23 protein-coding genes are annotated in these 22,478 nt (G+C 58.7%); 15 read left to right on the top strand and 8 right to left on the bottom strand.

What is annotated here, in order from left to right:
* Window positions 1-191: 191 nt before the first annotated feature.
* Window positions 192-533: a hypothetical protein gene (locus tag JKL48_RS22090; RefSeq protein WP_201987445.1), complete on the top strand. Its 342-nt coding sequence runs from the start codon at window positions 192-194 to the stop codon at window positions 531-533.
* A gap of 36 nt (window positions 534-569) precedes the next feature.
* Here the strand turns inward: JKL48_RS22090 and aspS are convergent, their stop codons facing one another.
* Window positions 570-2,333 (bottom strand): aspartate--tRNA ligase, encoded by a 1,764-nt coding sequence (aspS, locus tag JKL48_RS22085; RefSeq protein ID WP_201987443.1) that lies wholly within the window; start codon window positions 2,331-2,333, stop codon window positions 570-572.
* Window positions 2,334-2,513: 180 nt separating this feature from the next.
* Here aspS and JKL48_RS22080 point away from each other — a divergent pair, with 180 nt between their 5' ends.
* The 7 genes from JKL48_RS22080 (at window position 2,514) to JKL48_RS22050 (ending at window position 7,951) form a co-directional block, all read left to right on the top strand.
* On the top strand, window positions 2,514-2,954 hold the full coding sequence (locus JKL48_RS22080; protein WP_201987441.1) for a T9SS type A sorting domain-containing protein: 441 nt from the start codon (window positions 2,514-2,516) through the stop codon (window positions 2,952-2,954).
* Between the two features lie 159 nt (window positions 2,955-3,113).
* Window positions 3,114-3,668, top strand: a complete 555-nt coding sequence (locus JKL48_RS22075; protein ID WP_201987439.1) for a hypothetical protein — start codon at window positions 3,114-3,116, stop codon at window positions 3,666-3,668.
* Window positions 3,669-3,671: 3 nt separating this feature from the next.
* On the top strand, window positions 3,672-4,103 hold the full coding sequence (locus JKL48_RS22070; RefSeq protein ID WP_317191982.1) for a nucleoside deaminase: 432 nt from the start codon (window positions 3,672-3,674) through the stop codon (window positions 4,101-4,103).
* A 51-nt stretch (window positions 4,104-4,154) separates the two neighbouring features.
* Window positions 4,155-4,355, top strand: coding sequence for a hypothetical protein (locus JKL48_RS22065; protein WP_201987437.1), 201 nt, complete (start codon window positions 4,155-4,157; stop codon window positions 4,353-4,355).
* A 165-nt stretch (window positions 4,356-4,520) separates the two neighbouring features.
* On the top strand, window positions 4,521-5,135 hold the full coding sequence (locus JKL48_RS22060; protein ID WP_201987435.1) for a superoxide dismutase: 615 nt from the start codon (window positions 4,521-4,523) through the stop codon (window positions 5,133-5,135).
* Window positions 5,136-5,385: 250 nt separating this feature from the next.
* Window positions 5,386-6,516: an alkene reductase gene (locus JKL48_RS22055; protein WP_201987432.1), complete on the top strand. Its 1,131-nt coding sequence runs from the start codon at window positions 5,386-5,388 to the stop codon at window positions 6,514-6,516.
* A 148-nt stretch (window positions 6,517-6,664) separates the two neighbouring features.
* Complete coding sequence (locus JKL48_RS22050) at window positions 6,665-7,951, top strand: nucleoside permease (RefSeq protein ID WP_201987430.1); 1,287 nt, start codon at window positions 6,665-6,667, stop codon at window positions 7,949-7,951.
* A gap of 129 nt (window positions 7,952-8,080) precedes the next feature.
* On the opposite strand, the gene JKL48_RS22045 is transcribed toward JKL48_RS22050, so the two are convergent.
* A complete protein-coding gene (locus tag JKL48_RS22045; protein ID WP_201987428.1) occupies window positions 8,081-8,491 on the bottom strand; it encodes a nucleoside-diphosphate kinase in 411 nt (136 codons plus the stop codon).
* A gap of 219 nt (window positions 8,492-8,710) precedes the next feature.
* On the opposite strand from JKL48_RS22045, the gene JKL48_RS22040 reads away from it, so the two are divergent.
* The 5 genes from JKL48_RS22040 (at window position 8,711) to JKL48_RS22020 (ending at window position 13,035) form a co-directional block, all read left to right on the top strand.
* A complete protein-coding gene (locus tag JKL48_RS22040) occupies window positions 8,711-9,757 on the top strand; it encodes a DHH family phosphoesterase (protein WP_201987426.1) in 1,047 nt (348 codons plus the stop codon).
* A 37-nt stretch (window positions 9,758-9,794) separates the two neighbouring features.
* Window positions 9,795-10,838, top strand: a complete 1,044-nt coding sequence (locus JKL48_RS22035) for an FKBP-type peptidyl-prolyl cis-trans isomerase (protein WP_201987423.1) — start codon at window positions 9,795-9,797, stop codon at window positions 10,836-10,838.
* Between the two features lie 88 nt (window positions 10,839-10,926).
* The gene (locus tag JKL48_RS22030; protein ID WP_201987422.1) at window positions 10,927-11,523 is read left to right on the top strand and encodes an FKBP-type peptidyl-prolyl cis-trans isomerase; all 597 of its coding nucleotides are present in this window, start codon (window positions 10,927-10,929) and stop codon (window positions 11,521-11,523) included.
* A 58-nt stretch (window positions 11,524-11,581) separates the two neighbouring features.
* The gene (locus JKL48_RS22025) at window positions 11,582-12,046 is read left to right on the top strand and encodes an FKBP-type peptidyl-prolyl cis-trans isomerase (RefSeq protein ID WP_201987420.1); all 465 of its coding nucleotides are present in this window, start codon (window positions 11,582-11,584) and stop codon (window positions 12,044-12,046) included.
* Window positions 12,047-12,078: 32 nt separating this feature from the next.
* Window positions 12,079-13,035 (top strand): FKBP-type peptidyl-prolyl cis-trans isomerase, encoded by a 957-nt coding sequence (locus JKL48_RS22020; RefSeq protein ID WP_201987418.1) that lies wholly within the window; start codon window positions 12,079-12,081, stop codon window positions 13,033-13,035.
* Between the two features lie 46 nt (window positions 13,036-13,081).
* Here JKL48_RS22020 and recO read toward each other — a convergent pair whose 3' ends face one another.
* From recO to JKL48_RS22000, 4 genes are all read right to left on the bottom strand, one after another.
* Entirely contained in the window at window positions 13,082-13,801 is a 720-nt protein-coding gene (gene recO / locus JKL48_RS22015) for a DNA repair protein RecO (RefSeq protein ID WP_201987416.1), read from the bottom strand.
* A gap of 80 nt (window positions 13,802-13,881) precedes the next feature.
* On the bottom strand, window positions 13,882-16,242 hold the full coding sequence (porZ, locus tag JKL48_RS22010) for a type IX secretion system anionic LPS delivery protein PorZ (RefSeq protein WP_201987414.1): 2,361 nt from the start codon (window positions 16,240-16,242) through the stop codon (window positions 13,882-13,884).
* A 78-nt stretch (window positions 16,243-16,320) separates the two neighbouring features.
* Entirely contained in the window at window positions 16,321-16,947 is a 627-nt protein-coding gene (locus JKL48_RS22005; RefSeq protein ID WP_201987412.1) for a thymidine kinase, read from the bottom strand.
* A gap of 140 nt (window positions 16,948-17,087) precedes the next feature.
* Entirely contained in the window at window positions 17,088-17,414 is a 327-nt protein-coding gene (locus JKL48_RS22000; protein WP_236668977.1) for a 2Fe-2S iron-sulfur cluster-binding protein, read from the bottom strand.
* Between the two features lie 61 nt (window positions 17,415-17,475).
* Between JKL48_RS22000 and JKL48_RS21995 the strand changes: the two genes are divergently transcribed.
* On the top strand, window positions 17,476-18,678 hold the full coding sequence (locus JKL48_RS21995) for a hypothetical protein (protein WP_201987408.1): 1,203 nt from the start codon (window positions 17,476-17,478) through the stop codon (window positions 18,676-18,678).
* 10 nt (window positions 18,679-18,688) lie between these two features.
* Window positions 18,689-19,726: a hypothetical protein gene (locus JKL48_RS21990; RefSeq protein WP_201987406.1), complete on the top strand. Its 1,038-nt coding sequence runs from the start codon at window positions 18,689-18,691 to the stop codon at window positions 19,724-19,726.
* Here the strand turns inward: JKL48_RS21990 and JKL48_RS21985 are convergent.
* Window positions 19,692-21,014 (bottom strand): hypothetical protein, encoded by a 1,323-nt coding sequence (locus JKL48_RS21985; RefSeq protein ID WP_201987404.1) that lies wholly within the window; start codon window positions 21,012-21,014, stop codon window positions 19,692-19,694. The two genes, JKL48_RS21990 and JKL48_RS21985, sit on opposite strands and share 35 nt — an antisense overlap.
* Window positions 21,015-21,040: 26 nt before the next feature.
* Window positions 21,041-22,336 carry a rod shape-determining protein RodA gene (gene rodA, locus JKL48_RS21980; RefSeq protein ID WP_201987402.1) on the bottom strand — a complete coding sequence of 432 codons (1,296 nt, stop codon included), beginning with the start codon at window positions 22,334-22,336 and terminating at the stop codon, window positions 21,041-21,043.
* Between the last annotated feature and the right edge of the window lie 142 nt (window positions 22,337-22,478).

The following is a 22,478-nucleotide window of genomic DNA, read 5'->3' as shown; positions in this document are numbered from 1 at the left end:
GTGTCGGTGAGAGAAACATTCATGCGGCAAGATTAACCAACTACTTTCGTTTTTCACTTCGCGAAAGGTTTAAAATAGATTTTTTATTATTTCAAATTTATTTTATATATATTTCTGATGTGATGACTATTATCAAGCCGGCGAAGCTGAAAACCGATTAGAGTAGGCAAATAATTGTAATTGATAGTTTCATGAAAAAAATTCTGCTTACACTTGGGCTTGCCTTCATTGCTGCAAGTTCAGCCTTCGCCCAAACCACAACTACTAATGGCTACACAAAAAGCAACGGGACTTATGTTGCGCCATATACCCGCACTAGCCCCAACGGCACTAACGTAGATAATTACAGTACACAAGGCAATACTAACCCATATACCGGCACTTCTGGAAGCCGCGCTCAAGACTATAGCGCCCCAGCCAGCAATTACGGGGGCGGCGCTCCGATACAAACTGGCTCACGGGGTGGACAGTATTATATCAACAGCAATGGCAACAAAACTTACGTTCCTAAGCAAAGAAGCAGCGGCTTTTAAATAAAAAAGGCCCGGTAGCTACCGGGCCTTTTTTTATTACTTCGCCACCACGTTGGTCTTGATGCTCAGCTCCTTCAGCTGCGCATCGGCGATGGGCGAGGGCGAATCAATCATCACATCCCGCCCGGAGTTGTTTTTGGGGAAGGCGATGAAGTCGCGGATAGAATCGGAGCCGCCGAAGAGGCTGCAGAGGCGGTCGAAGCCGAAGGCGAGGCCGCCGTGGGGTGGGGCGCCGTACTCGAAGGCATCGAGCAGGAAGCCGAACTGGGCCTGCGCTTCTTCGGGGGTGAAGCCAAGCAGCGAGAACATGCGGGCCTGCACGGCGCGGTCGTGGATACGGATGGAGCCGCCGCCGATTTCCACGCCGTTTATCACGAGGTCGTAGGCGTTCGCGCGGGTCTGGCCGATGGTGGCGGGGTTGTCGAGCAGGGCCAAATCCTCCGGCTTGGGCGAGGTGAAGGGGTGGTGCATGGCGAAGTGGCGGCCTTCCTCTTCGCTGAATTCGAGCAGCGGAAAGTCAATCACCCACAGCGGCGAGAACGAGTTGGGGTCGCGTAGGCCGAGGCGGCGGCCCATTTCGAGGCGCAGCTCGCTCATGGCTTTGCGGGTTTTGGCTTCGGGGCCGGCCAGCAGCAGGATGAGGTCGCCGGGGTTGGCGCTGAAAGCGGCTTTCCACTTCTGCAACTCTTCCTGCGAGTAGAACTTATCGACCGAGGATTTCACCTGGCCGTCGGCCTCCACGCGGGCGTAGACGAGGCCGGTGGCGCCGATTTGGGGCCGCTTCACCCACTCGGTCAGCTCGTCAATCTGCTTGCGGGTGTAGGCGGCGCAGGTGGCCGCGTTGATGCCCAGTACCAGCTCGGCGCTGTCGAACACGGGGAAGCCTTGGCCTTTCACGGTTTCGGTGAGGTCGGCGAACTTCATCTCGAAGCGGGTGTCGGGCTTGTCGTTGCCGTAGTCGCGCATGGCGTCGGCGTAGGTCATGCGGGGCACGGTGGGGAAATCAAGGTTTTTGATTTCCTTGAATAGGTAGCGCACCAGGCCCTCAAACATATCGAGGATGTCTTCCTGGGTTACGAAGGCCATTTCGCAGTCAATCTGCGTGAATTCGGGCTGGCGGTCGGCCCGCAGGTCTTCGTCGCGGAAGCACTTCACAATCTGAAAATACCGGTCGAAGCCCGACACCATGAGCAGCTGCTTAAACGTCTGGGGCGACTGCGGCAGGGCGTAGAACTCGCCGGGGTTCATGCGCGAGGGCACCACGAAGTCGCGCGCGCCTTCGGGCGTGCTCTTGATAAGCACCGGCGTTTCGACTTCGATGAAGTCCTGGCCGTCGAGGTAACGGCGCACGGCCTGGGCCATTTTGTGGCGCAGCATGAGGTTGTTGCGCACGGGGGTGCGGCGCAGGTCGAGGTAGCGGTACTTCATCCGCAGGTCGTCGCCGCCGTCGGTGTCGTCTTCGATGAGGAAGGGCGGCAGTTTGGCGGGGTTCAGAATTTCGACTTTCTCGGGGCGAATTTCGATGGCCCCGGTCGGGATTTTGTCGTTTTTGGAATAGCGCTCCGATACTTTTCCGGTCACCTGGAGCACGAACTCGCGGCCGAGCGTGCGGGCGGTTTCGCGCACAGCTTCGGCTTCCACTCCCTCTTCGAGCGTGATTTGGGTGAGGCCGTACCGGTCGCGCAGGTCAATCCAGAGGATGGCGCCTTTGTCGCGGGTGCGCTGCACCCAGCCGCAAAGGGTGACGGTTTGGCCGATGTGTTCGGGGCGGAGTTCGCCGCAGGTGTGGGTACGTAGCATGGACCGCAGATTTAACGAATTGGACGGATAAGAACGGACTCGAATGGTTTTGTTCTTGTTCCGCTTTTTTCTGCGAAGGTAGCCACTGGGCGGGCGGGGCAAAACCCAAACTTTGGTACGGAGTATGCAAAGGGCACTAGCAACTGCGTTCCTTTGTTTTCTCAATCCCCTCAAATACCTATGAAATTACTCCCCGCCCTCGCTCTAAGCGCCGCCCTGTTAGTAGCCGGCTCCGCGCAGGCCCAGACCAAAATCAAGACCAAGAGCAAGTCCGATGCCTCAGGTACGGAGATTAAATCCAAGGGCACGGCCGGCGCCGTGACGCTCGACGGCCCCGTCAAGCGCATCGAAACGCTGTCGGGCATCGACGTTTTCCCCAAGCCGAACTCAACCGATATCCTGCTGAGCTTCACCCAGCAATTCACCAAGCCCGGCACGCTGGTGATGACGGACTACAAGGACAAAGTGGTGTACCAGACCGACCTCGACCCGGCCAACAATACCGGCGCTCCAGTGAATTTGGGCAAGATTCCGGCCGGCACCTATTTGGTGGAGGCCAAAACCGGCAACTACGTGTACTGGAAAAAGGTCCGGATTAAGTACCCCGCCTTGCGCCGGTAGGTGCGTCACGTATTGGCTCAATGCAGAACGTCATGCTGAGCGCAACCGAAGCATCTCGCTTGGGGCAGTAATTCCTTCGATTGGTTTACTACTGCACGCGAGATGCTTCGGCTGTGCTCAGCATGGCGTTCTTTTGTAATCCCCAAACTGCTCCTATTCATGAAATTCACCGCGTTTCTGCTGCTATTTTTCGCTCTCACGGCATTTGTGCCCAAGCCTAAGTTGACCACGGTCAAGCTGGCTTCGGGCTTGTCGGTGGGCGTTCCGGTGGGGTTTTCGCCCTTGCCCGATGATGGTATTGCGGTAAAATATCCCTCGCCGCGCAAGCCGCTGGCGGTGTATTCCAACCCCAGCGGGCGCGTCGACTACAGTGTGGCGGTGCGGCCCACCACCTTCGAAAGCTTCGATTACGGCGTGCTGATAAAGATTTACAAGTCCAGCATTCAGCGGCTTTATTCTAAAGTCGATTTTTTGAAGGAAGATATTCGGACCGTGAACGGGCGCGATTTCATCTATTTCGAATTCGTTTCTACGGTGACCGATGCCCGGCGCAGCGGCGCTCAACTGGCCCCCATCAAGCGCTACCAAGCGGTGCAATACGCCATTGAAGGGACCCAACTCTACGTATTCACGTTCGTGGCCCCGGCTGAGGAACAAGCCCAATGGCAGGCCACGGCCCAAGCTGTGATGGGAGCCATTGTGATGAAGAAGTAAGTTGTGACGGACGACTATTTCATGCAGCAGGCCCTGGCCGAGGCCGAAAAAGCGTTAGCCGCTGCTGAAATCCCCATCGGTGCGGTGGTCGTGTTCGAAAAGCAAATCATCGGGCGCGGCTACAACCAGACCGAACAGTTGCGCGACGTGACGGCCCACGCCGAAATGCTGGCTCTGACGGCCGCTGCCAACCACCTCGGCAATAAGTACCTGGCCGACTGCACACTCTACGTCACCATCGAACCCTGTGTGATGTGCGCCGGCGCCAGCTATTGGGCCCAATTGAAGGCCGTGGTGTTCGGGGCCGACGAGCCGAAAGTGGGCTTCCGGCGGCACGGGCAGCTGCTGCACCCGCGCACCCAGCTGCGCGGCGGCGTGCGGGCCGAGGAATGCGCCGACTTGATGCGCCGGTTTTTCAGTTTGAAGCGGAAATAACTTGCGGCGCCAACCTTTTCTTTTGCTCATCTCACCCTTTTGCCTGCTTCCATGTTGTTCGCCATTTTACTGCCCGGCATCTCGATGATAGTTCGGGGCCATGTTTTCAAGGGCATTCTGTGCGGCATTCTGCACATCACGCTCATTGGCTGGATTCCGGCCGCTATCTGGGCCGTGGCTTCCTACCGGGAGGATTTGGCGGAAAAGCGGCACCGCGAAACGCTGGACTTTCTGGCCCGCCAGCAGCGCTAGCGGCGGCCCGTTGGCCCCTGGGCCCACGCCTCGGCCGCTTTCAGAATTCAGCGGCAATATTATACATTTGACCTTAAGTGCGAAGCAGCCGTAACCATGCTTGGGAATGGCTGTTTTTATTACTATTCACCATTCTTACTCTTCACCACCCAAACCACTTTTATCATGGCTTTCGAACTTCCGAAACTTCCTTATTCCTACGATGCGCTCGAGCCCACGTTTGACGCGCAAACCATGGAAATTCACCACAGCAAGCACCATCAGGCTTACGTGACGAACCTGAACGCTGCCATTGCGGGCACGGAGATGGAAAACCAGTCCATCGAGGAAATTCTGCACAACATCGCCAAGGCGCCGGCGGCTGTGCGCAACAACGGCGGCGGCCACTTCAACCACTCGCTGTGGTGGACCATCCTGTCGCCCAACGGCGGCGGACCGGCCACCGGCGCAGTAGGCGACGCCATCACGAAGTCGTTTGGCACTTTCGACAAGTTCAAGGAAGAATTTACCAAGGCGGCCACCACGCGCTTCGGCTCGGGCTGGGCCTGGCTGTGCAAGCAGGCCGACGGCTCGGTCCAAATTTGCTCCACCCCCAACCAGGACAACCCGCTGATGCCGGATTCGGGCTGCAAAGGCCTGCCGGTCCTTGGCCTCGACGTGTGGGAGCACGCCTACTACCTGAAATACCAGAACCGTCGCCCCGACTACATCGCTGCTTTCTTTAACCTCATCAACTGGGATGAAGTGAACAAGCGTTTTGCGGCTGCTACGCCTGCGTAATTTTCTTTTTGCCGATTTTTCAACGGCAGGATTGTTACAAAAAAGCCCGCTCCATATTCTGGAGCGGGCTTTTTTGTTTTCAGAACAAGGGAAAGGAACGTCATGCTTCGCTGCGCTCTGCATGACGTTCAGAGTGAACCTGACCAAGCGAGAACCCGACCAGCCAAAACAATTCGTGTACGTACCTGCTTTATAGCCGCGTTTCATCTAATGACGGCGGCCTTTGCGCACCGCCCTTACCCGTACCGATATGTCAAGCAAAGCTTTTGAGCCCGCCAAACTGGGCAACCTTACCCTCACCAATCACATTGTGATGGCCCCCATGACGCGCAGCCGCGCCCTGGGCAACGTGCCCAACGAGCTGATGGCTGAGTATTACCGCCAGCGCGCCACGGCCGGCCTCATCATTACCGAAGGCGTTTCGCCCTCGGCCGACGGCCTGGGCTATGCCCGCATTCCCGGCCTGTTCAACCAGGAGCAGGTGACCAACTGGCAGCGCATCACCGAGACAGTGCACCACCACGGCGGCCACATTTTCGTGCAACTGATGCACGCCGGCCGCGTGTTCCACCCCCTCAACCTGCCCGAAGGCGCTGAGGGCATCGCGCCTTCGGCCGTGGCTGCCCAAGGCCAGATGTGGACCGACCAGCAGCAGATGCAGGACCAGCCCACTCCGCGTGCCCTGCGCTCCGACGAGCTGGCCCGTGTGCGCGACGAGTACGTGCAGAGCGCCAAGCTGGCCCTCGAAGCCGGTTTCGATGGCGTGGAGCTGCACGGCGCCAACGGCTACCTGCTGGAGCAATTCCTGAACCCGGCCAGCAACCAGCGCACCGATGAGTACGGCGGCAGCGTGCAGAACCGCGCCCGCTTTGTGCTCGAAGTGACGAAAGCCGTAGCCGACGCCATCGGCAAGGAGCGCACCGGCATCCGCCTCTCGCCCTGGGGCGTGTTCAACGACCAGCCGAACTATCCCGAGATTGACGAAACCTACGCCTACCTGGCCGAGGAGCTGCAAAAAATCGGCGTCGTGTACCTGCACCTGGTCGACCACCAGAGCATGGGCGCGCCTGCCGTGCCGGCCGAAGTGGTGCCGCTCATCCGCAGCAAGTTCACCAACACGCTCATTTTGAGCGGCGGCTACAACACCGTGGCTCAGATTGATGCCGCGCTGAACAGCAACGCCGACCTCGTGGCCATTGGCCGGCCCTTCATTTCGAATCCCGACCTGGTGGAGCGCCTTGAAAAAGGCCTGCCCCTGGCCGAGAGCGACCCGGCTACGTACTACGCGCCCGGCCCCAACGGCTTTGCCGACGGCTACACCGACTATCCGGCCGCCGATGGCCAGCCGGCCGGCACGTTCTCGCCCAGCTACGAGGCCTAAACCTGCCCCCAGTGGCTAATTAAGCCCCTGCGAAGTCCGCTCCCAACGGGGCGCTTCGCAGGGGCTTTTTTATTTATCTTTGACGGTCGCGGCCCGTGCGCCGCGCTTGCGTTCGCCTTATTCCACCCTCTCTTCTCTCGTTTCCCGCATGAATAACACGAAGCTGCGCCTTACCATCCTGAGTTTTCTACAGTTCTTTATTTGGGGCTCGTGGCTGATAACCATTGGCGCGTATTGGTTTCAAACGAAGCAATGGTCGGGCGCGCAGTTTGGCGCCATTTTCTCCACCATGGGCATTGCGTCCATCTTCATGCCCTCGCTCATGGGCATCGTGGCCGATAAGTACGTGAATGCGGAGAAGCTCTACGGCATTCTGCACATTCTGGGGGGCTTGGTGCTGTGCACCATTCCGATGGTGACGGACCCCGGCACGTTCTTCTGGGTTATCCTGCTGAACATGATTTTTTACATGCCCACGCTGGCGCTGTCCATCGCCGTGTCGTACTCCATTCTGAAACGGCAGGGGTTTGACGTGGTGAAGGACTACCCGCCCATTCGGGTGTGGGGCACCATCGGCTTCATTGTGGCCATGTGGACGGTGAGCCTGCTGGGCTTCGAGAAATCGGCCAGCCAGTTCTACGTAGCTGCCGGCGCAGCCATCCTGTTGGGCATCTATTCGTTCACGCTGCCCGCCTGCCCGCCCCAATCGGCCAGCACATCCAGCCAGAACCTGGCCGAAATCCTGGGCCTCAAGTCGTTCGCTATTCTGCGCGACCGCAAGATGCTCACCTTCTTTCTGTTTGCTTTGCTGCTCGGCGCCGCGCTCCAGCTCACCAACGCCTACGGCGATACCTTCCTGCACGATTTCGACAAGAACCCGGATTACCAGGGTACGATGACGGTGAAGTACCCGGCCATCATCATGTCCATCTCGCAGATTTCCGAGACGCTGTTCATCCTGGCCATTCCGTTCTTCCTGCGCCGCTTCGGCATCAAGCAGGTAATGCTTTTCAGCATGATTGCCTGGGTGTTGCGCTTCGGCCTGTTTGCCTACGGCAACCCCGGCCAGGGCCTCTGGATGATTATCCTCTCGTGCATCGTGTACGGCATGGCCTTCGACTTCTTCAACATCTCGGGCTCGCTGTTCGTCGAAACCCAGACGCAGCCCAGCATCCGGGCCAGCGCCCAGGGCTTGTTTATGATGATGACCAATGGCTTCGGGGCCGTGCTGGGCAGCTCGCTGAGCGGCCTCATCATCCAGCATTATTTCACCGATGCGGCCGGCAACAAAGACTGGCACAGCATCTGGCTCACGTTTGCGGGCTATTCGCTGGCCATTGCGGTGCTGTTTGTATTCATTTTCAAGCACAAGCACACCACGCAGCCCGCCCAGGAAACGCAAACGGCACCGTTGCTCTCAGTCGAGCAAGCGTAGAATGCAGGGCAGGAACTGCGCTGGATAAGCTCATCAATACAAGATTGGTACAAAAAAAGTCTGCTTTTGGCACAAAAAAGGCCGCTCTGCGCTATGCAGAGCGGCCTTTTTGCAGCTTGGTGATGCTAATTACTTCGTGCCGAAGAAAAAATCGCCTTCGATTTGAGCGTTTTCATCGGAGTCAGAGCCGTGCACGGCGTTGGCTTCGATGCTCTTGGCGTACTTCTTCCGGATGGTACCTTCCTCGGCGTTGGCCGGGTTGGTAGCGCCGATGAGGGTGCGGAAATCGGCTACTGCGTTGTCCTTCTCAAGAATAGCCGCCACGATGGGGCCGCTCGACATGTATTTCACCAGGTCGTTGTAGAAAGGGCGCTCGGCGTGCACGGCGTAGAACTGGCCGGCGCGCTCGGCGGTGAGGGTTACTTTTTGGAGTTCCACGATGCGGAAGCCGCCGGCCTCAATCATGCTCAGGATACCACCAATGTGGTTGTCCTGAACGGCATCGGGCTTAATCATCGTGAATGTGCGGTTGGTGGCCATTTGTAGGGCGAGGGGGTTGGTTAAAAAGTTATTCGGCTGCAAAAGTAGCCACAAAGCCGACGTGGTTTCTTAGTCGAGTCCGAAGGACGATTGAGACAGCCGACGAGAACCTTCCGGGGGAGACGCGTTGTTAAGACAAGATTTCTTCCGACTTTTGCCGGCCCAATTATTTGTAAGCCACCGGCCCTTCGTTCTGTTAAGGGGCCATTCACGTTGTCGATGTCTAGTTCCATTTCCGCCCTGCAGGCGTTGTTGGCACAGCCCAAGCAGGTTGTTATCACCACTCACCACAAGCCCGACGCCGACGCCCTGGGCTCGTCGCTGGCCTGGGCCGGCTACCTCAAGCAAAAAGGCCACCACGTGACGGTGGTGACGCCATCGGACTACCCCGCGTTTCTGAACTGGATGGAGGGCAACGACGAGGTGGTGGTGTACGACCGCCGCCAGAACGACCGCCAGGTTCGCGATTTGGTGAGCCGGGCCGAAGTCATCTGCTGCCTCGATTTCAGCTGCCTGGGCCGCATCAACGAGTTGGGCGAATACGTGCGGCAGGCGGGCGCCGTGAAGGTGCTCATCGACCACCACCAGGAGCCCGAAGATTTTGCCGACATCGTATTCTCGGTGCCTACAGCAGCGGCCACGGCGGAGCTTATTTTTGAAATTATCCGCGACCTCGGCGACCAGGGCCTCATCACCCAAGGCATTGGCGAAGCCCTCTACGCGGGCATCATGACCGATACGGGCTCGTTCCGTCACCCCAGCACCTCGCGCAACGTGCACCTGATAATTGCCGAGCTGCTGAAGGTGAACATTGACCTCTCATCCGTACACCGGCGCATCTACGACTCGCATTCCGAAATCCGGCTGCGCTTCCTGGGCTTTGTGCTCAAGGACAAGCTGGTGGTGAACCGCGAGTTCAACACCGCTTACATTGCCATCACGCAGGACGAGCTGCGCCAATACCAGAGCAAAACCGGTGATACCGAGGGCCTCGTGAATTATGCCCTCAGTATCGAAGGCATTGTGTTTGCGGCTGTTTTTATCGACCGCGGCGTGGCCGTCAAAATTTCTTTTCGCTCGGTGGGCAACTTCTCCGTCAGCGACTTTTCGCGCCGTCATTTCGACGGTGGTGGGCACCACAACGCGGCTGGCGGCATTAGCTACGCTCCCCTCGATGCAACCGTGGAGCGCTTCCTGAGCATCCTGCCCGAGTATAAGGAGCAGTTGACGGGCGTGCCTGCCGCCGTAGCGCCGCCGGTGGCGTAACTTTGAACCGTTTCTGACTCTTCACTTTTTTATTTTCATGCGTTTTTCCTCCCGCTCTGCGCGGCAGCTGGCCCTGGCGGCCGGCGTGCTGGGCTTCGCTTCCCTCACCGCTTGCAACAAAGACGGCGGTGAATTTGCCAAAACCAAGTCCGGCATCGAGTACAAGATTTTCAAAAAAGTGGGCAGCAGCTACGAGCGGCGCGATGTGAACGCCGACGGCGACCCCACCTACAAGGACCGGGTGGGCAAGTTCCTGCTCGGCAACATGCAATACCGCACCGGCAAGGATTCGGTGCTGCAAAACACCCGGCGCGACGTGGGCATGCCCGTGCCCCTGCCCCTGCAGGAGCTCAAGCTGAAGGGTGCCCCCGACGAGGCGCTGTCCCTGCTCCAGCCCGGCGACAGCGGCGTGTTCCGCTTCCAGGTCGATTCACTCATCAAGCCCAAGTCGGGCCAGCCCGTGCCGCCATTCCTGCGCCGGGGCGGCAATGTGGTGGTGATGTACGTGGCCACCACCAACAAACTCATCACCCAGGCCGAAGCCCAGGCCATGCAGCCCGAGCTGCAAAAGCGGGCCATGGCTGCCCAAATGAAGCAGCGTATGGCCTCGCCGGAATACGCCAAGCAGATGCAGGCCCAGAAGGACGCCCAGGCCAAAATGATGGCGACGCCCGAAGTGCAGGCCCAGCTGAAAAAAGATGATGCCGTGCTGCAGGACTACATCAAGAAAAACGGCCTGAATGTGCAGAAAACGCCTTCGGGCCTCTACTACCAAGTGCTGAAGCCCGGCACCGGTGCCAAGCCGACCTCCGGCCAGACGGTGAGCGTAAACTACCTGGGCACGCTGCTTAGCGGCAAAGAATTTGATTCGTCGGCCAAAGCTGGCAAGCCGATTGACTTCCCCATCGGCCAGGGCGCGGTAATTCCGGGCTGGGACGAGGGCATTGCCCTGCTCAACAAGGGCAGCAAAGCCATTTTGCTCATTCCTTCATCGCTGGCCTACGGTACCCGCGGTTCGGGCGAGGCCATTCCGGCCAACTCGCCCCTGCGCTTCGAGGTGGAACTAGTTGACGTTCAATAAGCCTTTTACCTATCCCGATTCCGGCCAACGGGCGGCGCGGCACTGCTGCCCGGGCCTCCGTTGGCCGGAATCTTTTTAGCCCTTTGCCATGAAAAAAATTCTGCTCCGTTCGCGCTTGCTGGTGCTCGCGGCTGGCCTGCTGCTGGCAGCTCCGGCTTTGTGGAGCTGCAACTCGCAAACCACCCTCCAGAAGCAGCTGGCTGACCATGAGAACCAGCTAAAGGCCATCGACGAGGACACCATTCAGCACTATTTGCAGCGCAACAACTTGGTCAGCAAGGCTACGCGCACCAATTCCGGCCTGTACCTGGTTTCCATTGTCGACGGCACGGGTACGCCCATTACCTCAGGCAAGCAGGTTAAGCTGAAGTATGTGGGTCGGTTTCTGAGCAACGGTGCCCACCCCGAGTCGTCGGGCTACCCGGCTTCGTATGGCAATGCGAACTATCCGCAGGGCTTAATCTTTGATAACTCCGCTGACCACGACCTGAATTGCGGCTGCTCGGTTTTCACGGCCGGCAGCGGGCTGACGGCGGGTTTCAGCGAAGGCCTGCTCCTGATGCGCAAGGGCGACCGCAAGCTCCTGCTGGTGCCTTCGCGCCTGGCGTATGGCCCCAGCGGCACCACCGGCATTCCGGCCGATTCCGCGCTGATGTTTGACGTGGAGATTCTCGACGTCTACTAATTCAATAGCCGTGGGACGAATTGCCGGCCTTACACCGGGTGCTTGGATGCTTGGGGCAATGCTAACCACGGCGGCCCACGCGCAGGCTTTGAGCACGCCGCCCGTTTCGGCAGCTTCTCCCGTTTTGCAGGTCACCACTCCCGATACGACCGTTCGGTTCGTCACGCAGCGGAGTCCGCGCGGGGTTCGTTTTGTGTTTCATGAGCGCGGCACCGGCGCGCCAGCCCGGACGGGCAGCCACGTAGCAGTGCGTTACACCGGCTTTTTACCCGATGGCCATGTCTTCGATGCCACCCGGCCTTCGGGCGGGCCGCTTCGGTTTCGGGTGGGCCGGGGCGAGGTAATTCCCGGCTGGGACGACTTGCTGCCGCTGCTGCCTGCCGGCTCGCGGGTGCGGGCTTGGGTACCGGCCGCCTTGGCCTACGGTGCCAGCGGCTTGCGTGACCCCGACGATGCTACACGATTTTTGATTCTTCCTGATACCGAATTAGTCTTCGAGCTGCACGTTATCAGCGTGCGCTAATGTGGCCAGCCCCGGCCTGTCTTTTTGAACTTATGAAGCGTTACTTATTTGCTTTTGCAGCCACCCTGCTGCTTCCTTTTGTTGGAAAAGCCCAGGCACCGGCCGCTGCTGGCCCCTTCGAGCGCCTGCCCACGGGCACCGAATACCGCCTGTTCCGCAAAGATGCGGCCGGGCACTACCAAGCCCGCCGCCTGGCTCCTGCCGATGCCCCCTACGCCAGCCGGGCCGGGCACGTGCTCACGGTATTTCTGGAGTTTCGTACGGGCCGCGACTCGGTTCTGATGAATTCGCGCCGCATGCAGCCCGCCCCGCAGCCCGTGCTGCTGCCCGAAAAGCCCATTCCCGGCGGCATGGAAGAAGCCCTGGGCCTGCTGCTGCCCGGCGACAGCGCCGTGTTCCGCTTTCCGGCCGATAGCCTCTTTGCCAAAACCTTCCACCAGGCAGTGCCGCCGTTCGTGCAAAAAAGCGGCAACACGCTGCTGGTGCTGGCCAGCGCCCGCGAGTTGCTTACGATGGAAGCCATGAAAGCCCGCCAGGAGAAACTCCAGGCCGAATACGCGCAGAAGGCCAAAGCCATGGCCGCCGGTCAGATGGCCAAAGACGATGCCCAGATTCAGGCGTATCTGAAAAAAAACCACGCCACGGCCCGCAAAACGCCCGGTGGCACCTACTACATTATGAAAAAGCTGGGCACGGGGGTTTCGCCCAAAACCGGTCAAACGGTTCGCGTGCTTTACCGGGGCACCGTGCTGGCCACGGGCCAGGAGTTTGATTCTTCCGCCAAGCACGGCAACGAGCCTATTGCTTTCGCCTTGGGTACGGGCCAGGTTATTCCGGGCTGGGACCAGGGCATTGCCATGCTCACCAAGGGCAGCAAGGCCGTGCTGCTCATTCCGTCGCCCTTGGCGTATGGCGCCCAAGGTGCCGGCGCCGACATTCCGGCCAATGCTGTGCTGCGCTTCGAAGTTGAGCTGGTGGATTTTAAGTAATCGGGAAAGCCGCCACGGCGCTTGCGCAATCCCGGCTTTCAACCCGCTAATTCAATACCTGCGATAGAATATCGAGCGAGCGGATTTCGCCTAGCTGCTCGACGTGCAGCTGGTAATAGCGAATGAGCACATTCAGTAGCTCGTGCCGCACCCGGCCATTGGGGATGGTGCTGGTGACCGGCGTCCGCAGCAGTTCATCGAAATAGTGCTCGAATTCGCGCAGGCGCAGTGTAGCCGGGCCCGTGCTGCCGGCCGCCACGGGGGAATGGCCGGCCATGATGACCTGGTCGGTCAGCTCGGCACCTGAGGCGATACCAAAGCCCAGGTAGCTGGCCAGTTGTAGCAAAAAGCCGAGGGCAAAATTCTCGCTGCCAGCAGTTTGCCGGTCAAAAGCCAGTATGGAATCGTGCAGAAACCGAAAAAGCGGCTCGTTCTGCTCTTCCTCCCGCACGGCCTTGCCCACTATTTCGGACAGGAACAATACCACGCTGCCCTTTTGCACGTCATAGGGCAGGGTTTGGAAAGGCTCGGCACAGCGAAACTCCGATAGACGGGTGAGGCCGCCACTGCCGCGCGCCACGTAGGCCACCAGTTCCAGCAGCGTGAAGGGCTGGAACAGAGCTATCCGGCCGGGTGGTTTGGCCTTGCGCACACCGTTCACCACGTAGCTTTGCACGCCCAACTGTTCGGTGTAAACGCGGGCAATGATGCTGGTTTCGCGGTATTTGAGGTAGCTGAGGACAATGCCCCGGGTCTTGATTAGCATAACGGAAAACGAAGAAAGGCCCTAAAAAATGAAGAATGAATAGGCAAGCCGGGGCTTCCTCTATCTTCATTTTCTCTCCCTCATCGACTGAGTACGGCTACTTTGCTGACACAGCCGTTTTTGCCATCCGCATCCGTCGACAGCACCAGGTACATGCCCGAGCGGACCCGCTCCCCATTGGGATTGGTCAGGTTCCAGGTGACGGCCCCGCCGGTGGCCGTGGTGGCGTACACCAAATGGCCGGCCACGTCGGTAATCTTCACCAAGGCATTGTTGGCGAGACCCGTGATGCCCACCACGCCCTGAAAGTCGGGCCGGACGGGGTTGGGGAAGGCAGCGGTGCAGTTCGGGGTTCCCTCCGTAACGGTGGCCGAACCACGGTAGGTAACAACGCCCGCATCGGTAGCCACCCAAACTTCGCCTGTTTTGTCGTTCACTTTCACGTCCACAATGCGGTTGGAGGGCAACGGACTATTGGCAGTAGTGAAATGCGCCAGCGCCTCGCTTGCATCGGCGCTGAAGAGCCATAAGCCGTTGTTGGTCCCAAACCATTTCCGGTCAGCGCCGTCCACCGCAATGGCCAGCACGGCTTCGGTCCAGAGCGGGGGAAAGCCAGTGCCTTCGCCTTTTTCTACCCGCGGCAGGGTAAAGCCAGTCGTTGAATTGAAGGGACCGGAGGGGTCGTTGTAGTAAACCACGCCTTTGATGGTGGCCACCCAAATGTAGCCGCGCCGGTCTTTCGCCACGTCATAAATCTGGTTATCGGGCAAGCCCGAAGATGTATTGAAAAGACGCGGCGGCCGAGGGTTCACCAGGGCTGGGTCAACGGCGTATATGCCGATGGATGGGCCGCCCACGCTGGTACCGTCCGTTTTGCGCGATACCGACACCCAGGCATATCCATTGTCGTCCAGCGCCATGCGCTCGAGCACTTCCAGGCCCGATACCCACGGAATGGTTTGCCAGGTGGTGGCCACTGGGTCAAAGATGAACAGGCCCGAATTACCAGCTTGAAGATGTCGGTTTATTACCCATACCTTGCCCTCGGCAGTAGCGGCCACGTCGGTCACTTCCACCCGGCTATTGCCACCGCCAAACGTGCCTAACAGCGGACTGCCTGTTGGAACGCCTTCCCCAAACTGTCGAAAGTTGCCCACCCCCTTCCACTCCAGCAAGCCGCTGCCGTTGTTGGCTACATAGAGGGTGCCATCCGGTGTGCGAGTGCCCCGCACCGGACTATTCGGATTGGGAAAATCGGTGATGCGCGGGAAAGCGGTGGACGTGAAATTGGTCCACTGCCCATTGGTGTATTCATAGAAGCCTGCCCGGCGCCCCGTCGGCGCGTAGCGCTCCGAATACCCGCCCGTAAAGACATCGACGGTGTTGGTATGCGCATCGGCCAACAGACCAAAAGCCAGCGAGCTTTCGGGCCCATTGGCCACGTACGAATCCGTGACCACGCCCGCCTGTACGTGTTGCAGGCCCAGGTGATAATTGGCCACGTAATAGCTGCCGTCGCGCGCGCGGACCACATCCTGGGTGGAGGTATTGGGCGCGGGAGGTGCCACCGTCTTCACAACGCCGGTCATTCGGTCGATAAGACGCCCGCCGGCGCCGTCATCTACTATCAGTACCCCAATGCCGCTCCCCCGCAAGCCGCGATATTGATAGGCATAAGAACCAGAAATCAACTGCCAGCCATTGGACACGAACCGGTACACACCAGCGTTTTCTACCGAGGCATAGACCTTGCCGTCATCAACTGCCAGGAATCGGTAAATGGGCTGCGTGGGATTCAATGCCACGGGCAGGTAGGCAACCCAGTTGCGGTAGTCGAGCAAGTTTGTAGTCAGGGAGCCCCGGAGTAGTCCGGCTGAGGTGGCTAAGAATAGGCTACCATTGGCCACCGCTGCGTCGTATACGGCCACCACGGTTCCGCCAGGGCCGATGTTGGTGTACGTATCACTCACTTCGAGCTTGGTTAAATCAACCACGACCAAGCCGAAAGTTGTCGACACATAGGCCTTCCCGCCACCAATCGACACTTGGTTGACTTCCTTGCTCCCTTGAATGGCCTTGCGCAACACGTCGTTGAGGTTGCGCACGCTGCCATCGGGCCGCAGGATATCAATGTTGGTATTTCGGTACGCCAGTACTGTTTGCCGCGTCACCGAATCGTAGGCCAGGGCAGCCACGCCCACGTCGTGCAGCCCGTCGCGCGACGACAGGACTTGGGTGGTGTTCTGCTTTTTATCCAGAAAGTAAAAGGCGTTTTCCGTTTTCACATACACCCGGTCGCCGGCATCGGCGAGGCGCAAGGGGTGGTTGGTAGGCAAATGCAGCTGCCAGTCGCCGTAGCCAACGGCATTTTGGGCTTTGACAGTACCTGCCAGCAAAAACAACCCGGCCAAACTCAGAAAACAACGAAAAATGTACGGCATACGCTCAGCAAAAACTCAAATCAGGATAATCGCAGCCCCTGGGCGGCTTCTGCCCTTGCCAACGCTCCGTCCCGGCGTTTAGTGCGCAGCGGCCGAGCGGGTTTCCGGCACTACAGTTTTGCCCTGCATGCCTTCCAGAAAGCACGGCCGGCAACGGGCTTCGTACGAATCGGTTTCGCCGAGCAGTACCTGGCTGGCACTGGCCGCAATGCGGAAGGAGTACGATGCAATTTCGCCGCAGCACACGCACACGGCGTGCACCTTGGTCACAAACTCAGCCGTGGCCAGCAGGGCGGGCATGGGGCCGAACGGCCGGCCCAGGTAGTCCATGTCCAGCCCCGCCACGATGACGCGGGTGCCGTTGTTGGCCAATTGCTCGCACACCTCCACGAGGGAGTTATCGAAGAACTGGCCTTCGTCGATGCCCACCACATCGGAACCCGCCGCAAGCAGCAAAATTTCCGAGGCGATGGCCACCGGGGTGGAGCGGATGCGGGCAGCATTGTGGCTCACCACGTCTTCGGCGTGGTAGCGGGTATCAAGCGCGGGCTTGAAGATTTCGACCCGCTGCCGGGCAATGCGGGCGCGGGTGAGGCGGCGAATCAGCTCTTCGGTTTTGCCCGAGAACATGGAGCCGCACACCACTTCAATCCAGCCCCGGCGGGGGGCGTTGTGGCGGTTGCCGACGCGGGGTTCAATAAACAAAGCAGTAACGGGCTTGCGTGGATTTAGAACCCTAAAGTTAGGAACGAACACCGGAGCATCCCACGCCTTCGGCAATTGAGCAGGCAACGCCGAAAGCCAAACCAATTGACAGCCTGCGGCTCGACTATCCGGTCTGGGGGTCAATCATTCTGCTTGGGGGGCGTTGGCGCTTCGCGGTACTGCACATGCGGCAACTGGGTGGCCTCGGGCACCCGGCCCACCACGTCGCCAGCGAGCAGGCGGGCCTGGCAGGTCAGCCGCTCCGTGGGCAGCAAGCGGCCGGCAGCCTGGTAGCGCAGTTCGGCGTCGGTGCGGACGCTTAAGTTTTCGAACCCGGTACGCACTTGCAGGCGGCAGGTGGTGCAACGGCCTTTGGCGCCGCAAGCGTGCATCCAGTCAATGCCAGCGGCTTGCAAGGCCGCCAGCAGCGTGGCGCCGACCGGGATTTCAATGGTTGCGCCAGGCAAGTTTTCAATCGTCAACAGATGCATTTGTGCCTAACTTCGGCCACCGAAACCCGGCCTTTTTATGAACGACAAATATAGCTTTGCCAAGTGTGCACAGTATGGCCGCCGCCTAGCTGCCCGGCTCTGCGACCAACACTTCGGCACCCAGCCCACCGCCACCCTCGACGGCCCGGCCATTCTCAAATTCACGCCGGTGCGCCAGCTCAACCTCTTGGTGATTCGCCAGTTGTTGGGCCAGTGGCAGGCCGAAACGGCCCGGCTTCGCAGCGATTACTTCGATTTTGAAGCCGCTCCCGTGCAAGCAGCCCTCACGCAATTTATGAACGTGTTGTCGCGGCACATCAGCCTGCGGCGCGCTGCCTTCGAGCCCCTGCTTGCCCAGGCTGCAACCGACACGCTTGGCATCGTGACCGACCCGATTGGCAGCTTTCAGCGCCTGCTGCTTGGCAGCACCGAAACGCCTACCCTGGTCGGCCTGCGCGAAAACCTGCGTTACATCGACATTGATAAGACGTTCTACCAAGGCTTTGTCGATAGCCTTCCGGTCAGCAACGACATCAGTCGTGACTTCCTCACGCACCGCTTTGAGCTTTACCACGCGGCCAATTACAAGGCGCACCAACCGCTGGAGCAAGTAGTGGGGCAGCTCCGCTCGCTGCTCCCCCTCACCACCGCCGATTTGCTGGAAGACGGCCCGGTGTCCGCTTCAACCGCCGCAATTCCGGTTGTGCCGGCTCCTGCGCCGGCCTCCCCTCCCGAGCCCGCGCCGGTAGCGGCCCCGTCCTTCGTGGCCCCCCAGCCTACCAGCCCATCAGCGCCGGCCGCGGCTCCTGCATCAGCGCCTGTAACGGCACCGCCTGCCCCAGTTGCTCCTGTTGCGCAGCCGGCCCGCCCCCTGCCCAATACCGACACGGCAACCGTGCCTCTGCATGAGAAGCTAAAAGCCAGTCAGCCGGCCGCTGCTTCCCTCTCCGAAACGCTCCGCGCCACTGCTGCGCCGGCTTCGTTGGCCGAGCGGGCCGGCCCCAAAGTTGAAACGCTGCGCGAAGCCATTTCCATCAATCAGCGCTTCAGCTTCATTAACGAGTTGTTTGGTGGCGAAAATATGGACTACCACGCTGCCATTCAGCACCTCGATTCGCTACCCACTGCCGAAGAAGCCCGCCTCTATGTTACCGGCGACCTCTCGCAGCGCTACGATTGGAGCCGCAAAGAAGAACACGTCAACAAGCTCCTGAAGCTCATCGAGCGCAAATTTGCCTAATCCAGCGCCGATGCAGTTCGTCTTCGGTACCCGCCTGCGCCGCTGGTTGCTGCCGTGGCTTCTGGCCCTGGCCGCCCTGGCCAATTTGGCCTATCCGATGTACGTGCACTTCGATTTCACGCACTCGCCCGATACGCGCAGCTACCTGCGCATGGCCGCCGGGCGGTTCGACAGCGTGCGTGTCACGCACCGCTACCGGGTGCTGGTGCCAGCCGCTGCCGCTGTAGTGGCCGCTCCCATTAGCAGGGTGTACGGCCACATCTGGCCCCAGCGCCCGGCCGGCCTGTGGCCGCTGCGCTTTGCTTTTTACTTGGTCAATTGCCTGCTGCTAGCCGCTGCCGCTGCTTGTTGGTTCAATGCCGCGCGCCTCACCGCTGCTTCTTCCGAAGCGGCGGCCTTGGCCATGTTGGCCGTCCTCACCAGCCGTTGGGCCGTGTACGCGGCCGGCCTTCCCCTAACCGATAGTTTGTATTTATTGATTTTTGGCCTCGGCTATTATGGCTTTCGCCGCGGCCCTGCCGGAAGTTGGGCCTTGGTACTTGCGTTGTTGCTGGGCCCGCTAGCGAAAGAATCTTTTGTATTCCTAGTGCCTTGGTTGCTTTGGTATGGCCGCAGCAGTTTGCCCTGGCACCGGCAATTGGTGGCGTTAGCAGGCGGGGTGGCCGCCTTGGTCCTGGTGCATTCTTTCGTTGATGCGCGCGTCGGGGCGCCGGCTACCCAATCTGTGTCCAATGCGCTTGAGCACGTTGGGAACATCACTTACTCCATCCGTCGAGCTGCTTCTGCTAAAGGGCTGGGCGAGCTACTTAGCATTTTCGGTTTTTTCATCCTGATTCCCCCCATTGCCGTCTGGCTAGTAAAGGACCAGAAAATTCCACCGTTATTCGGCATACTTGGGGCAGCTGAAGTCGCCCTGCTTGCCGTAGTAGCCGTTCACATGCTGCTTTCCGGCGATTTGGGCCGCATGGGCTATCTGGCTGCTCCGGTTTTCTGCACGGCACTGGCATTGGTTTTTACTCACTGGCGTCGGCTGCACTGGTTTCAATAAGTCGTCCTTTACGCGGCAGTCCGACCAGAGCCAACGCTAGCAACAGTGGCCACACCGGCACCAGAAACCGCGCGGCCCCCAAAGGTCCCGTTAGCAGTGCTATGTATAGCAGCAGGCCTGCCGCTACCCATCGTCCGTAACGCAGTACCGATGCAGCATTTCTGAGCCGCCAGAATCCCCGAATGGCCAAAAGCACCCGCACAATGTTTGCGGCCAGGACAGTGCCCAGCAGTGCCAGTAAGCCCAGTGGTAATTGTTCTACCGCTCGCCACAAGCCACCAACCCGCACCTGCGCTAACAGTCCTCCCCCCTGCGGCGGAGCCAGTTGCAAAAACGTACCAATATCAAAACGCCCCGGGTCGAGGAATAACGCTGCCATGCCCTGAGCATGCTGCCGCGCATACACCATCGGATGAGCCCGTAGCACCGCTCCCGCACGGGCCTGAATCGTCTGCTGCCGCGCTGCAAAACTTGGGGCAGCATTGGCCTGCTGCAACACTCCGGCAACCCATGTTTCTTCCGCTTTTGGCCCTTCCAGTTGCCTAATCACCCCAGCGGCATTGTAGTGCAACAGGTTAATCTCAGCAATGCTGGAGAAGTGAAAATACCCTGTTCGACGCTCATTCCATCCCATATAAAGCCCGGCAACAAGCATCGGCACCAAACCAACCATCCCCAAATTTACCCGCCGAAACCGAACCGCTAATCCTATACCAATGCCTGCTATCACCAGCGACAAAGGAAAAAAAACCGGTTTTAGTAAGAGCGCAGCCGCGGCCACAGCCGCTACCCCGGCAAAGTACTTTGTGCGTTGCCTTCGAAGAAAAAGCAGCGCCAACCAAGCCAAAGCCACCACCAGCGTTTGCAGCAATACCTCGCTCATCACCGCGTTGGCATAAATTAGCTGAGCCGGAAACGACAGGAAGCCGCTCAGTGCCAGCATCCATTCACCACGCGTAGGCCGGGCCCGCTGTCCCCACCAGCTCAGGACCAACCCAAGATTTAACAAGCTCAGTAAGTTCTGAACGATTAGCAGCGGCACCGGCCGTTGCCCCACATGGTCCAGCGCCCATATCGTCCACGGATAGCCCGGCGGACGAATTGTAAATTCCTGCACCGCTTGCCCAAGCGGCCAAAGTGCGGGCCAAGTCCGGGCATAAAGCTCTCTGTACAAACGCCAGTTTTCGGCCGCTTTCAGGTATCTATCTGTATCCGGGAAACTCCAGCTACTGGCGTGGAGTGCCCATCCCAATGCCAGCCCATGCGCGCCAATCAGGACGACCCACACCCAACCCGGCACTCGCCCGATTCCCATCAGCGGACTAAATCTTGCTTGCGGTAAGCATCAAGTGCTAGCAAGCTAAACAATAAAATAGTAAAGGACCACAACGACGAGCCACCGTAGCTGAAAAACGGCAGCGGAATCCCAACGACTGGTGCGAGTCCCATGGTCATGCCCATGTTCACCGTCATATGAAAAAACAGCACACTCGCCACACAATACCCATACGTACGACCAAAAACTGATTTCTGACGCTCCGCCACATAGATAATCCGCCAAAGCAATGTCAGGAAAAGCCCTATTACCACCAAGCTTCCCAACCAGCCAAACTCCTCCCCAACCGTGCAGAAGATGAAATCGGTACTTTGCTCGGGCACGAAGTCAAACTTGGTCTGCGTTCCCTGCAAAAACCCTTTGCCAACTAATCCGCCTGAGCCAAGCGCAATTTTGCTTTGCGTCACGTTCCATCCTTTCCCCAAAGGGTCGGACGAAGGATTAATCAATACTTCTATTCGCTGCCGTTGATGCGGTTGCAATACCTTACGATAAAAGAAATCCACTCCCACCACCATTCCCAACACTGCTAGCCACACGCCTATCGCCAACGGCAAATGGTGCCGCAATACACGCCGATTTAATCCCAGTACAGCCAGTAAAATCAGCGTGAATGCCCCAACCAGCCATAGTTTCGGCACCAGCAACGCCAGTAATAGAATCCCCCCCCCCACTGCTAGTAATAATAAGATTAATGGCGACATCCCCTCCCGAAAATATGCCAGCAACAATGCCCCAAATACCAAGGCCTGTCCCGATTCATTTGAAGCGACAATTAACAACGGCGGCAGTAATGTAATCCCCGCCAGCATCAACTGGTCACGCCAATTTTGGTACCGCAAATTAATGCTGGCCATAAACCGAGAAGCCGCTAGCGCTGTGGTAAACTTGGCAAATTCTGCTGGTTGCAGCCGTACCGGTCCCAACTCCAGCCACGACCGCGACCCCGCTATTGGTCGCGCAACAACCATTGTTACCAGCAACAGCACTATCATGCCCGCATACAACGCATAGGCCAGCGTATCATATGCCTTGTAATCTACTACCAACAGTACCACCACCAATACAAGTGCTGTTCCAATCCACAACAGTTGTTTAAACCAGTTGAAAGCCATCAGCTTATCAAAGCTGAGGTTTGCTAATGGATTATCAGGCGAATCTGGTGAATAGCTGGATGCATAAATGCAAACCCACCCCAATCCCACGAGCACTACATAAAGCAGCACCGTTATCCAATCAATACTACGGCTATAACGTGCCGGTGAAACTTGCACAGATTCTTTTGATTAATAACCCTTTAAAATTACAAGCTTTTCTTTAGGTAAACCGAATGTTCTAACATTGAAGGTCAGTAACTTCTTCATGGAAGGCACAAGCAAAAATCCCCCTTGGCTGCTGGTGAAAGCGTCCAAGGGG

Source organism: Hymenobacter rubidus (genome assembly GCF_016734815.1).
Lineage (GTDB): Bacteria > Bacteroidota > Bacteroidia > Cytophagales > Hymenobacteraceae > Hymenobacter > Hymenobacter rubidus.
Note: the sequence above shows the minus strand (reverse complement) of the source record. Positions and strands in the feature narration are given on the sequence as shown.

Excerpts from the sequence above, each read along its gene's own strand:
- JKL48_RS22020 (WP_201987418.1), top strand. The coding sequence starts at position 12,079 with ATGAAGCGTTACTTATTTGCTTTTGCAGCCACCCTGCTGCTTCCTTTT.
- JKL48_RS22050 (WP_201987430.1), top strand. The coding sequence starts at position 6,665 with ATGAATAACACGAAGCTGCGCCTTACCATCCTGAGTTTTCTACAGTTC.
- JKL48_RS22030 (WP_201987422.1), top strand. The coding sequence starts at position 10,927 with ATGAAAAAAATTCTGCTCCGTTCGCGCTTGCTGGTGCTCGCGGCTGGC.
- JKL48_RS22075 (WP_201987439.1), top strand. The coding sequence starts at position 3,114 with ATGAAATTCACCGCGTTTCTGCTGCTATTTTTCGCTCTCACGGCATTT.
- JKL48_RS22060 (WP_201987435.1), top strand. The coding sequence starts at position 4,521 with ATGGCTTTCGAACTTCCGAAACTTCCTTATTCCTACGATGCGCTCGAG.
- aspS (WP_201987443.1), bottom strand. The coding sequence starts at position 2,333 with ATGCTACGTACCCACACCTGCGGCGAACTCCGCCCCGAACACATCGGC.
- JKL48_RS22065 (WP_201987437.1), top strand. The coding sequence starts at position 4,155 with ATGTTGTTCGCCATTTTACTGCCCGGCATCTCGATGATAGTTCGGGGC.
- JKL48_RS22035 (WP_201987423.1), top strand. The coding sequence starts at position 9,795 with ATGCGTTTTTCCTCCCGCTCTGCGCGGCAGCTGGCCCTGGCGGCCGGC.
- JKL48_RS21990 (WP_201987406.1), top strand. The coding sequence starts at position 18,689 with ATGCAGTTCGTCTTCGGTACCCGCCTGCGCCGCTGGTTGCTGCCGTGG.
- porZ (WP_201987414.1), bottom strand. The coding sequence starts at position 16,242 with ATGCCGTACATTTTTCGTTGTTTTCTGAGTTTGGCCGGGTTGTTTTTG.
- JKL48_RS22055 (WP_201987432.1), top strand. The coding sequence starts at position 5,386 with ATGTCAAGCAAAGCTTTTGAGCCCGCCAAACTGGGCAACCTTACCCTC.
- JKL48_RS22090 (WP_201987445.1), top strand. The coding sequence starts at position 192 with ATGAAAAAAATTCTGCTTACACTTGGGCTTGCCTTCATTGCTGCAAGT.
- JKL48_RS22040 (WP_201987426.1), top strand. The coding sequence starts at position 8,711 with ATGTCTAGTTCCATTTCCGCCCTGCAGGCGTTGTTGGCACAGCCCAAG.
- JKL48_RS22080 (WP_201987441.1), top strand. The coding sequence starts at position 2,514 with ATGAAATTACTCCCCGCCCTCGCTCTAAGCGCCGCCCTGTTAGTAGCC.
- JKL48_RS21995 (WP_201987408.1), top strand. The coding sequence starts at position 17,476 with ATGAACGACAAATATAGCTTTGCCAAGTGTGCACAGTATGGCCGCCGC.
- recO (WP_201987416.1), bottom strand. The coding sequence starts at position 13,801 with ATGCTAATCAAGACCCGGGGCATTGTCCTCAGCTACCTCAAATACCGC.
- JKL48_RS22045 (WP_201987428.1), bottom strand. The coding sequence starts at position 8,491 with ATGGCCACCAACCGCACATTCACGATGATTAAGCCCGATGCCGTTCAG.
- JKL48_RS22025 (WP_201987420.1), top strand. The coding sequence starts at position 11,582 with ATGCTAACCACGGCGGCCCACGCGCAGGCTTTGAGCACGCCGCCCGTT.